Origin of the sequence: Shewanella sp. GutCb, from assembly GCF_002836135.1 — a bacterium.
Lineage (GTDB): Bacteria > Pseudomonadota > Gammaproteobacteria > Enterobacterales > Shewanellaceae > Shewanella.
Map to the genome: position 1 here is coordinate 26,115 of NZ_PJBL01000016.1, position 12,839 is coordinate 38,953.

Annotated in this window: 9 protein-coding genes; 6 read left to right on the forward strand and 3 right to left on the reverse strand. The window is 43.9% G+C overall.

The window, feature by feature from the left end; all coding sequences use genetic code 11:
* Window positions 1–113: 113 nt before the first annotated feature.
* Window positions 114–716: a nucleotide exchange factor GrpE gene (gene grpE / locus CXF86_RS08670; protein WP_101092652.1), complete on the reverse strand. Its 603-nt coding sequence runs from the start codon at window positions 714–716 to the stop codon at window positions 114–116.
* A gap of 99 nt (window positions 717–815) precedes the next feature.
* On the opposite strand from grpE, the gene nadK reads away from it, so the two are divergent.
* The 6 genes from nadK to CXF86_RS08700 all read left to right on the forward strand — a co-directional run bounded on the left by nadK (window position 816) and on the right by CXF86_RS08700 (window position 10,058).
* Window positions 816–1,694: an NAD(+) kinase gene (gene nadK, locus CXF86_RS08675; RefSeq protein ID WP_101092859.1), complete on the forward strand. Its 879-nt coding sequence runs from the start codon at window positions 816–818 to the stop codon at window positions 1,692–1,694.
* 674 nt (window positions 1,695–2,368) lie between these two features.
* Window positions 2,369–4,012, forward strand: a complete 1,644-nt coding sequence (locus CXF86_RS08680; protein WP_101092651.1) for an L-lactate permease — start codon at window positions 2,369–2,371, stop codon at window positions 4,010–4,012.
* Between the two features lie 89 nt (window positions 4,013–4,101).
* Entirely contained in the window at window positions 4,102–6,921 is a 2,820-nt protein-coding gene (locus CXF86_RS08685; protein WP_101092650.1) for an FAD-binding and (Fe-S)-binding domain-containing protein, read from the forward strand.
* Window positions 6,922–7,358: 437 nt separating this feature from the next.
* Entirely contained in the window at window positions 7,359–8,102 is a 744-nt protein-coding gene (locus CXF86_RS08690) for a (Fe-S)-binding protein (RefSeq protein ID WP_101092649.1), read from the forward strand.
* Between the two features lie 8 nt (window positions 8,103–8,110).
* A complete protein-coding gene (locus CXF86_RS08695; RefSeq protein ID WP_101092648.1) occupies window positions 8,111–9,484 on the forward strand; it encodes a lactate utilization protein B in 1,374 nt (457 codons plus the stop codon).
* Window positions 9,485–9,488: 4 nt separating this feature from the next.
* Entirely contained in the window at window positions 9,489–10,058 is a 570-nt protein-coding gene (locus tag CXF86_RS08700) for a LutC/YkgG family protein (protein ID WP_101092647.1), read from the forward strand.
* A 76-nt stretch (window positions 10,059–10,134) separates the two neighbouring features.
* Here the strand turns inward: CXF86_RS08700 and CXF86_RS08705 are convergent, their stop codons facing one another.
* Together CXF86_RS08705 and CXF86_RS08710 are read right to left on the reverse strand one after the other, a co-directional pair.
* The gene (locus CXF86_RS08705) at window positions 10,135–11,247 is read right to left on the reverse strand and encodes an energy transducer TonB (protein ID WP_257985319.1); all 1,113 of its coding nucleotides are present in this window, start codon (window positions 11,245–11,247) and stop codon (window positions 10,135–10,137) included.
* 254 nt (window positions 11,248–11,501) lie between these two features.
* On the reverse strand, window positions 11,502–12,635 hold the full coding sequence (locus tag CXF86_RS08710) for a CobW family GTP-binding protein (RefSeq protein WP_102038794.1): 1,134 nt from the start codon (window positions 12,633–12,635) through the stop codon (window positions 11,502–11,504).
* Between the last annotated feature and the right edge of the window lie 204 nt (window positions 12,636–12,839).

The window sequence follows — 12,839 nt, forward strand, 5'->3', positions numbered from 1 at the left end:
TGACTCTTAAGATGTTAATTTCGAAATGTTATTGTCGAAATACTAGCGTCGAATGAATCGCTCTGACTCATTGAGACTGAGCGATTGCCTCTGAGCTATTTACCCAGAATGAATTAACCTTGAGAAACCATTACCATTGCCGGGCGCAATAGACGCTCGTTAAGGGTATAACCTTTCTGCATTACCATCATTACCGTATTGGCAGGAAAGTCAGTGCTAGGTTGCATACCGATAGCCTGATGAAGTTCAGGATTAAAGGTATCACCTTGTGGATCAACTTGAGTCAGTCCAAATTTCTCAACGGCATTCACAAAGCTCTTTGCGGTGAGTTCAACACCTTCGTAAATAGCTTTAGTTGCTTCAGCTTCAGCGTCTGTACCTTGAAGCGCGCGCTCCATATTATCTAATACAGGAAGTAGCTCGTTAGCAAATTTCTCAAGTGCAAACTTACGTGCCTTCTCTACATCAATGGCGGCGCGGCGACGAATATTATCGACTTCTGCAGCTGCACGGATCACAGAATCTTTTTGTGAGTCCACAGTTGATTGTGCTTCTTGCAAAGATTTCTCTAACTCTTCAACGCGAAAGTTCGCTTGAGTCAGTTCGTCCATTAAAGAAGCTTCACCGCTACCTTCGTTCAGTAACTCACCTTCTATAATTGATTCAACTTGCTCGTCAATTTGGTTATCTTGTGCTTTATTTGTTTCGTTGCTCATTTTTGCTCCAGCTAAAAATGCTTTGTTTCTGCATGCTCTGGGCATATTATGGGGATCAATTCTGAGGTTTCAAGCCCTAATGCCGGATCTGACACAAATATGAGCAATCCCTTTCACACTATCGGACTTATTGGTAAACCTAACCATGAAGGAACCAATCTCACCCTAAAGAGATTGCATCACTGGTTAACAATGCAAGGCTATAGCGTTTTGGTTGAGGAGCGAGTTGCCGCCGATGTTGGCTCACATACTCATTCGGTTGATTTACTAGAAATTGGCGCTCAATGTGATTTAGCCATTGTGGTCGGTGGTGACGGTAATATGCTGGGCGCAGCACGAGTACTGGCGAGGTTCGATATCGCGGTCATCGGCGTCAACCGCGGTAACTTGGGTTTCCTTACCGATTTACCCCCTGACTCTTTTGAAGAAGCGTTATCCAAAGTACTTGAGGGGGAGTTTGACACTGAGCAGCGTTTTTTACTTGAAGCGGAAGTTCACCGTCACGGCGAGTTAAAATCGAGCAACACCGCGGTAAATGAAGCGGTTCTCCACCCTGGTAAAATCGCTCACATGATAGAATTTGAAGTCTATATTGACGAAAAGTTCATGTACAGCCAACGTGCAGATGGAATGATTGTATCAACGCCAACAGGATCTACAGCATATTCGTTATCAGCAGGCGGGGCTATTCTCACCCCCAACTTAGAAGCGATGATCTTAGTGCCAATGTTTCCACACACACTGTCTTGCAGACCCATTGTTGTCGATGCGGGTTGTATAATCAAGTTAGTGGTCTCTCCTCATAATGGAGATAATTTGGAGGTCAGTTGTGATGGCCACGTCAACCTACCCGTTCTACCTGGTGATGAGATTATCATCCAACGCAGCCAAGATACCTTAAGATTGATACACCCTAAGGGGCATAACTACTTCCATGTGTTACGTTCTAAATTAGGCTGGGGCAGCAAGCTCTTTTAAAACCAAGAAGCAAGGTCTGCAACATCGCTGACCTTGCTCTGTTTCATTCCTATCCGTCCAATAAAATCAAAGTGACATACAACAGTATTCATGGATGTTGAATATCGTTAAAGCAAATTTAAGCCGTCATTTAAGTGCTAAATTGTCTTATAGCAACAGACTAAATGCGAATGATTACCCACATCAACTTTACCTCTAAAGCCACCATCAAAACTAAAACTCTTAAATAACATGGCATTACAAGCAAACTAACGATGAGAGAAAACACAGCATGAAAAAATACGTGATCATGCTCACAATACCAGTTTGTAACTCCAATTCAAGCTAACAATCGAAACCGAAAAACCCAGATCAAAACAAGGCATTTTATTCAAAAAATCAGCTCCCACATCAGTTGCGTTACCTATAATTAGCAGTATTCAGCTTTTTATATAACTTTAATTACATTTAACAAACAAATGCTCGCGATCTAGATCACACTCGGAAATAAAGTAAGCGGCGATACATCCCGCTACGAGTATTATCAGTCACAATTCAGGTACAAACTGATCTAGATCATATTAGGGTTAGCCTAATTAACGTCTAGTACGCATCTCAGCCCGCCATAATCAATAATTAACCATTAGTCGGGTAACAACAATTGAAGTTAGCAACCCATATAACACGAGGCAAGCATGACCTTTATTCAACTACTCGCAAGCTTAACGCCGATTATCAGCGTAATGCTATTTTTAGTACTTTTACGGATGCCAGCATCAAGGGCCATGCCTATTTCGATGGTTTTCACCGGATTGGCAGCCGTCTTTGTCTGGCAAATGGACACTACTTTCCTTGCCGCATCAGTCGTTGAAGGCCTTCTTTCAGCACTAACACCGTTAACGATTATCTTTGGCGCAGTGTTCCTACTCAACACACTGAAGTATTCAGGTGCCATGGACACCATTCGTGCTGGCTTCACTAATATTAGTGCAGATGCCCGAGTGCAAGTCATTATCATTTGTTGGTTATTTGGTTCATTTATCGAAGGCTCAGCAGGCTTTGGTACTCCTGCAGCCATTGGTGCACCGTTACTGGTACTTTTAGGTATTCCACCGATTGCATCGGCTGTTGTCGCACTCATTGCTGACTCAACGTCCGTATCATTTGGTGCTATTGGTTTACCGGTTTTATTCGGTATGGAACAGGGTTTGACTACCGGTGGCGTGAATATGGCTGCAGAGCAGATAGCGCAACACGGTGGTAGTTTTGCTGATTTCGCGCAATTTATTGCGATGCACATGATCACTATCGATCTGGTGACTGGTACCTTAATCCCATTGACGATGGTGGCGATTCTTACTGGTTTCTTCGGTCGTAATAAATCATTTAGAGAAGGGTTAGCCATTTGGAAGTTTGCCCTTTTTGCAGGTCTTTCTTTCACTATACCAGCGTGGTTAATTAACTACTTTGCCGGCCCTGAGTTCCCATCCGTTATTGGTGCACTCGTAGGTATGGCACTTGTTATTCCTGTCGCAAAGAAAGGCTACCTGTTGCCGAAAGAACCTTGGAATGATTTTGCCGAAAATGATGGGCAAGAGCGTAAAGAGATCGCAACGAAAGCACAATTCTCGCAAATTGCCGCATGGTCTCCCTACATAATAATGGCAGCACTGCTTGTTCTATCTCGCATTGTGACTCCGTTAAAAGTCTGGCTCACTAGCTTTAACATCAGTTGGACCGGTTTGTTGGGGACTGAACTGAAAGCGGGCTTTGCCACATTTTATGCTCCAGGTGCATTCTTTATATTGGTGTGTATTTTAGGTTTCTTCCTCTTTAAAATGAAATCACCTGCGATTAAAGAGTCTATTACCGTTTCTTGTAAGTCTATGGTACCCACGATTATCTCACTTGGCGCATCAGTGCCAATGGTGAAAATTTTCCTCAACTCTGGTGAGAACACATCTGGCTTAGCCTCTATGCCAGTCGCGCTTGCTGATACTTTGGCAAATAGCATGGGCTCAGTATGGGCTTGGGTTTCCCCAATCGTCGGTATTTTTGGCGCCTTCCTATCGGGCTCTGCCACCTTCTCAAATATGATGTTTTCCGGTCTTCAGTACAGCGTTGCTGACAATATTGGTGCCAACCATGCGCTTATATTAGCCATGCAGGGTATTGGTGCTAACGCCGGTAACATGATGTGTGTAATGAACGTTGTTGCTGCTGCAACCGTAGTGGGAATGGCTGGACGAGAGTCTGAAATTATCCGTAAGACGATGCCTGTGGCACTGGGCTATGCTTTAGTAGCAGGCACCATCGCCGCGGTTTGGGGTGGATTTTAATCCCAGCGCTATAAAAATAGAATAATAATATCGAAAGCCGCATTGTCTGCGGCTTTATTCACTTTAAGTACGAGTGTAGAGATAAATCAATGTCGATTAATTATGAAGCTGTATTAACAGATTTACGTAGCCAAATTGGTGAAGATGCAGCCACTAACGATCCTGTGCGCCGCTTCGCTTGGTCTACTGACGCAAGTTATTTTCGTATCGTGCCAGAAATAGTGGTTCATGCAGATACACTAGAGCAAGCTAAACGCACGCTTGCCATCGCGCGCAACTACGGTGCTCCAGTCACATTCAGAGCCGCTGGCACCAGTCTTTCTGGGCAAGCGATTGGTGAAGGCATTCTCCTTATCTTAGGCCATGATGGTTTTAGAACGCTAGTCGTAAGCGACGACGCTAGCCAAATCACTTTAGGTACAGCCGTCATTGGTTCTGATGCAAACGCTGCATTGAAACCGCTAAATAAGAAAATAGGTCCAGATCCAGCCACCTTAGCATCAGCAATGATTGGTGGCATAGTGTCGAACAACGCCTCAGGTATGTGCTGTGGTACTGCGCAAAACAGTTATCAGACGATTGCCTCAGCCAAACTGCTGTTTGCCGATGGAACTGAACTTGACACTGGGTGTGAAACATCAAAAGCCGCCTTTGCGAAATCTCATCCAGAACTTATCAAGTCGTTGCTCGACTTGGTCGACATGACACTGAGTAATCAAACGCTGGCCGATAGAATTCGCAAGAAATTTTCAATCAAAAACACCACTGGCTATAGCCTTAATGCATTGGTCGACTTTAGCGATCCATTTGAGCTTATCAACCACCTTATCGTAGGCGCAGAAGGTACATTGGCCTTTGTTGAAGAAGTGACCTACAACACCGTTGACGAAGCGCTCTTTAAAGCCTCGGCCATGGCGGTATTTTTCAATATGGAAGATGCGGCAAAGTCCATCCCACCTTTAGTCGGCGACAGTGTTGCCGCGGCAGAATTACTCGATTGGGCATCAATCAAAGCCGTAACGGGTAAAACGGGGATGCCATTATGGTTATCAGAGCTTCCTGAAGGCGCTTCAATACTGCTGATTGAATCTCGCGCTAATGATAAAGACACTCTTGAAAGGCATACTCTAGACGTTATTGCTAAGCTAGCTCATATTGAAACTGAACGTCCGATTACTTTCAGCGACGACCCCGTCGTGTTTGGTCAATACTGGGCAATGCGCTCGGGACTCTTCCCCATTATTGGTGGTGAGCGTCCTAAAGGCACCTCGGTTATTATTGAAGATGTCGCCTTTGAGCTTGAACATCTTGCCGCTGCCGCTAACGATCTGACGGAGTTATTCCATAAGCATAACTACCCAGAAGGCGTTATTTATGGCCATGCTTTAGCGGGTAACTTCCACTTCATTATCACACCAACGTTCAACTCTCAGGCTGATATTGAGCGCTTCCAGGCATTTATGCAGGATGTCGCTGAGATGGTTATCAACAAGTACGATGGATCAATGAAAGCCGAGCACGGCACGGGACGTGCTGTAGCACCGTTTGTTGAGATGGAATGGGGCAGCGATGCTTACACCTTAATGAAGCGCATTAAGCAAATATTTGACCCTGAAGGCTTGTTAAACCCTGGGGTCATTCTGAACGACGACAATCTAGTTCACGTTAAGAACATTAAGCCATGCCCGGTAGTTGATGACTTCATCGACAAATGCATTGAATGTGGTTTCTGCGAAAAGACCTGCCCAACATCTGCGCTAACGATGTCACCACGCCAACGTATAGCGACACTGCGTGAAATTGAACGTCTAGAGCAATCAGGTAATAAGCAAGGCGCAAGCGAAATGCGTGCTGCAGCAAAATACGATGTAGTCGATACTTGCGCGGCTTGTCAGCTTTGTACCATTGCTTGCCCAGTAGACAATAGTATGGGGAATCTTGTGCGTAAGCTTAGAACCCCCTACATAACGACTACTGAACAAAAAGTACTCGATTTCCAAGCCAAGCACTTTGGCGCTGTGAACCAAGTTATCAGCACTGGATTCAGTGTCCTTGGCACCATTCATAAAATTACTGGTAGCGGCATCACTGGCGCCATTATGAAAGCGGGTCGAGTGGTGAGTAAAGAGGTCCCTTATTGGAATCCAGATTTCCCTAAAGGCGGTAAGTTACCTAAGCTTTCTGCGCCAATACCAGGACAAGAAACCGTCGTCTACTTCCCCGCTTGTGGTGGACGTACCTTTGGTCCAACACCGAAAGATCCTGACAATCGAACCTTGCCAGAGGTGGTGGTTACTTTACTTGAACGTGCAGGCTATAACGTCATTACTCCAGAGAAAACACGCGACTTATGTTGCGGTCAAATGTGGGAGTCTAAAGGTGATTTTAAGAATGCAGACGCAAAACGTAAAGAGTTAATTGAGGCCGTTTCTGCCATGACTCAAGGCGGTAAGCTGCCAGTCATTATTGATGCATTGTCTTGCACCTACCGTACCCTTGCAGGCGACACATCGTTAGCTGATAAGGTCGAGATTGTTGATATGGTTGATTTCATCCATGATAAATTACTCGAAAAGTTAACCATTAACCGCAAAAAACCCGCGGTAGCACTTCACTTAGGCTGTAGTGCTCGTAAGATGAAGATTGAACCTAAGATGGAAGCGATTGTAGATGCGTGTAGCAACAAAGTCATTCGCCCTGCTGGGATTACTTGCTGTGGTTATGCCGGTGAGAAAGGGCTTTATAAGCCTGAGATTAACGCCAGTGCACTGCGTAACATCAAAAAGCTTATTCCAGTTGATGTCAATGAAGGGTATTACGCTAACCGCATGTGTGAAGTGGGCTTAACCCAACATAGTGGTATGTCATATCGTCACCTTGCCTACCTGCTCGAAGAGTGTACGCGTTAGAACTCTGAAACGTGATGAACATTAACCGGCTAAATTGCCGTTTTAATCGAGTCCTTTTAATCGGCAGCTTTTAATCAGGCTATAGAAAGTTAGGGGCGATGTTTGCCCTTAATTCTTTTCACTTTCATCAAGTTGGAATTCACTGACTCCCAAAAATTCATTTTTAACAACTTTCCACTTTTAACAACTGCTCATTTTTAATTAGAGTTTTAACTCGATATTTCTTTAATATACAACCACCTAGCTTATTTTCATTTTTGCAAAAATACTCACTCTTATTTGCTAAATTAGCACTACTTTTTACAAGGTTATGGGCCTATATTGAACAGGTGATAAAAACCTAAAGCGAATACCGGGTCTATATTAAAGTCCGCTTCTTGCAGACTTTTTACGGCTCTAAATTGCTAACAATGTCTGCAAATAGAAGAGAAAGCAAAATGAAGATAGCACTTTTCATTCCGTGTCTAGTGAATCAGATGGTCCCAGAAGTCGGGATCGCAACACTTGAACTACTAGAGAAACTCGGTCATCAAGTCATCTTGCCTTCAGGTCAAACCTGCTGTGGTCAACCAATGACTAACTCAGGTTGTTTTAACGAAGCCAAGAAAACCACATTAAAACTACTCAATGCCTTTAAAGGTGTTGAATGCGATGCCATCGTCTGCCCTGCCGCCTCATGCTTAGTGGCTGCTAAAGAAAATTTCCACGAGTTCGACGATAGCCCAGAAGCACAAGCCGTGATTGCAAAGCTATATGAATTGACTGAGTTTTTACACGACGTCGCGCCGATCCCTGCTTTTAGTAAATCATTTCCACACAAAATTAGTCTTCAGATGAGTTGCCATGGTATTCGTATGCTTGATTTGGCCACCCCAAGCGAGCAAATGGGCCCCCGCAAGAACAAGTTTGAAGCCGTACTTGCCGCGATCCCTGAAATCGAAATTGTGTATCCAGATAAGCTAGATGAATGCTGTGGATTCGGGGGGACGTTTGCCGTTGATGAAGGCGCGGTATCAGCCAAAATGGGCAAAGATAAGGCGCAAGCGCACGCGGCAACCGGAGCCAAATATGCTGTTGGATTCGATCCATCTTGCCTCCTTCATATCGACGGTATGGTTAGACGCCAAAAATTGCCTATCGAAACACGCCACATCGCTCAAATTCTTAACGCAGTGCTATAGGAGCAGACATGTCGACTTCAAAATCTAACGTTCATGCCCATAAAGCGGAGATATTCTGCAAAGACGAATCTCGCGTTGATTGGCACTCTAAAGCATTGTGGACACTGCGCGAAAAGCGCGATCGTGCTGCCGGAAGCATTCCAGAATGGGAACAGTTACGTCAAATCGGCTCAGAGATGAAACTGCATACACTGACCCATTTGACAGAGTATTTAGAAGAGTTTGAACAAAACTGTATTAAGAATAATATAAAGGTGCACTGGGCTAAAGATGGCGCAGAACACAACCGTATTGTGCATGAGATCTTGGCCAAGCATCACGTAAAGAAGGTAGTCAAATCTAAATCGATGCTCACCGAAGAGTGCCACATGAATCCATATTTGGAAGAGCGTGGCATTGAAGTTATCGATACTGATTTAGGTGAACGTATTATTCAGCTAGCTGAAATGCCACCGTCACATATTGTGGTACCGGCTATCCATATGAAAAAAGAGGAAGTGGGTGATCTATTCCATGAGAAGCTCGGCACTAATGCTGGTGCCTCTGACCCACTTTACTTAACGCGTGCAGCTCGCCAACACCTACGTGAGAAATTTCTGTCTGCCGATGCCGCAATGACCGGCGTTAATATGGCGATTGCAGACCAAGGCGCCGTGGTGGTATGTACCAACGAAGGTAACGCTGATATGGGAGCTAACTTACCCAAATTGCAGTTACACTCTATGGGAATTGACAAGGTTGTACCCAACCTAGAGAGTGCCGCGGTAATACTGCGTACCTTAGCGAGAAACGCCACAGGTCAACCAATCACCACTTACAGCTCTTTCTATCGTGGTCCACAGGACGGCGGTGAAATGCATGTCATTATTGTCGATAATGGCCGTACTGATATGCTCAAAGATAAGATCCTCGCGGAAGCGCTAAAATGTATTCGCTGTGGTGGTTGTCTAAATACGTGTCCTGTTTATCGTCGTTCTGGTGGACACAGTTACAACTACACCATCCCAGGTCCTATCGGTATCGCTGTGGGTGCTCAGCATGATGATACTAACTCTATCGCGTGGGCATGTACCTTGTGTGGCAGCTGCTCCTATGTATGCCCAACAAAAGTGCCGTTAGACAAGATTATTCACCACCATCGAAGACTTAAAGCTGAAGCCGGTAAATTGCCTTACGGTAAATCCAATTACATGCCATTAGTCGGTAAGTTTATGGCCAGTGAAACCGCGCTCAACTGTTCAATGGGTATTGCCCGTATGGCGTTAAAAATACTCCCCGGCAGTTTACTAAAACCTTTCTCAGGCGCATGGGGCAAATATCGCGAGCTCCCAGTGGCACCGAACTCAAGCTTCGAAGCTTGGTTTAAGAAAAATAGAGGCTAATAACATGTCTAGCAAACAACATATTTTAAATGCATTAAAAAGTGCCGCTATGGCACCACACGCTATGCCGACTATTGATGTTGCACCACGTATTGACGATTTAGTTGGCCAGTTCGAAGCTAACTTAATAACGGTTGCAGGTACTCTTCATCGCGAAGGTGGCTTAGTTAATTTGCAAACCACTGTCGATGAGCACATTGCTCAAGGTATGCAAGTTATCTCTATGGTTGAGGGCATTAGTGGTAACCGTGAGGTCAGCGCTACGGCTCATGAACTAAGAGATATCGACTATGCGGTGATCCCTGGGGATTGTGGTGTAGCAGAAAATGGTGCTATCTGGGTAAATACCAAGAATCTGGGCCACCGGGTGACGCCGTTCATTTGTGAAAATCTATTGCTAGTGATAGAAGCTAAAAGCATTGTTGCCAATATGCATCAAGCCACTAGTTTAATGACATTAGCACCAGGGGAGTTTGGCACGTTTATCGCTGGACCTTCTAAAACGGCAGATATTGAGCAAGCACTGGTTGTGGGCGCGCATGGCGCCTGTAGTTTAAACGTGTATTTAACCTAGTCATACATAATGACACTGAGGTGCTCACTTTTGAGTCACCTCAGCTTTTTATACCGTTTAATAATGTAGTTTGTAATTACTGTATTTTATAATCTAACTGTACCGTCGAATTTGCAGCAACCGCTTTACCATCTACAAATTTAGGCGCATAACGCCATTTCTTTAATGCCTTAAGTGTGCTTTTATTAAAAGCTGAACCCCCTTTAGAATCCATAATAACCGGATCAACCACAAAACCCATTTCATTAACAGTAAAGCTGACTTGGCTCCAGCCCTCCTGTCTTCTTTTCAAGGATGACATAGGGTACTTAGGCGGCACTCTAAACAGCGGTGTTTGCTCCTGCTCTGCACTCCAAGGCTTCATACTGCCAATAGCAATACAATGCTGAGTGGACTTATCACTTTCGCCTTGGATTTCATAAATCTCAACTAACTTAGCATGTGCAGCCAATTCATACGGATGATCAAAGTCCAAAGCTTCAAACTGCTTAATCACATAGAGTAATGCTACCTCAGCGGCATCATAATGTTTCTCCGCATATTCAATCGAGCCAACGGTAAAAGCGGCTAAAACTCGTTTCATTGAATTTTCAGGAAGTACTTCTTTATAGCCTGCATAGGCCTCTATTGCGTAATCACGTACTTTACGGCTGTAATAGCGAGTGTTCTTTAGCACTTTAAAGTAGGCCATTTGGGTATCGGCTAGCAGCAATACGTCATCAGAATCTTCTGCAATATCCAATGCATCATCTAAATACTCACGAGCATCTTTTTTACTACTGGAGTCAGCTAATCCCATCAAAGGATCTATAAGTTCAACCGCTTCATCACCGTAGCTTTTGGTGTAGTTAACCAGTGCAACCTTATAAAGCTCAAATGCCTGCTGCTTGAGCTTCTTGGCCTTTGCGGCATTTTCTTCGGCATAAGTACTTTTCGGTACATTTAGGATTAATGCATCCGCAGCATTGAGGGCAAGCATGGCAATATCAAGGCTATCTGATGCAAACTTTTGTTTACCAAGTTGATAAGCCTTAAGCGCATAGGTCTCAATATCAGCACTGTTCTCTGCTGCCACTGCCTCATTGTAGGCCTTATAGGTATCGCCAAACTCTGAGGCTGATAGTGGGCTAGCGGCAAACATTGTCACGGATAATGCTGTGGCCAATATCGTTTTAGAGAATAATTTCATTTCTAACATCCTGTTTTATAAAACTTCATATCATAAACTTGCCATTGCTTAAAAAAGTCAGCAGCCTATCGATAATAACGATTCCTTTATAACACTCTACTTTTTTACCGCTTACTTTCACAGCTAATTATTAATAAGTTAATAAGTTAATCCCTGTTTAGCCCTCGCTAATCATAACGTCTACGCGGACGACTTTACCTTAAACTGTTGTACTCAGTGAAAATGTATATCAACAGTCCTCAAATAGACGTTTATTATCCGAGTCGCAAACAAACCGATAAGAGTGCACCTTCGATAAGCTCACGGTCTATTTTTGACATAGACAGCAACTCAATTCTCGAGTCCATCGCATCGTCAAGTTCAACGATAGATAACTCAGAGTCCACACTATTAAACCCAGCAATCCCCTCTTCGGTGATCATCACGGCTTTAAGACGAATAACCTCTAGGCTTTTAATCAAGTGCAATAACTTATCAAAATCAAATTCATAACTTAAATCGAATACCCAGCCACAACTGTAAAACCCATCAGCATGTTTGGTTTTACACATGATGCCTTGTCCGTCAAACTCAACATCTTGTGGTTTAGCTTCTTTAGAGAACAACGGGCTGTAATTAACATCTAAAAGCCGTGCTGGTTGCTGTATCACAAAAGATGAACCGTTTAATTGTTGTATTTCGCGCTGATTAACTATCTGCTCATGTGGCTGATTGAGTCGTGCGATTATTGATGGCATTAACAACTCAACCTGCTTAGTACTCCAGGGTTCAATAGCACGGTGTTTCCACGCGTTGGTATAACTTGAGTTACTATTTGAGTCGCTATTAGAACCACGAGTAACAGCACCATTATTTACGGCCATAATATAGTCAGATAATTGTTCTATAAGAGGTGTTTCATAACAATCGGCCTTACTCGCTAATACCAGATCAGCCACTTGTAACTGCTGGTTAAAAATATCATGCTGAGTATATCGACTGTCGTTGAGCTTTCTTGCGTCCACTAAAGTGATACATGTTTTCATCGCTAGCACTTGCTGATAATGAGCTTGAGTTAATACCTTAAGCACCTCTTGAGGGTGACCCAAACCAGTGGGTTCGATAAGTAATCTATCCGGTTTAGCTTTAGCGATTAACTGGTTAATAGCCACTTGCATCGGTAAACCTGCAGCACAGCACATACAGCCACCCGCCACCTCTTTAATTTGTATCTGCTCCGTTTCTCCGCCTAGCAGGCCAGCATCAATACCGACCTCGCCAAATTCATTGACCAACACAGCCCACACTTCATCTGCAGGCTTTTGGCTTAGCAGGCTCCTAATAAATGACGTTTTACCAACGCCAAGAAAGCCGGTAATGACGTTAGTAGGAATTATTTTTTGGATCATAAAAGTGGCTCATAAGCACTAGTTGCTCGAGATTCTAATCGGGATCTTGGGTCGATGTCACTGCTTAACCCATAAATAGTAATGCTAAATCCACACTGCTGATGATCAAATCCGGCATTATACGAGGCTAAAATATCGGCAGATTCTGTCACTTATGCTATTTTCAATAATGAGAAATAAGAATACTGCAGCTGGAGTACGACT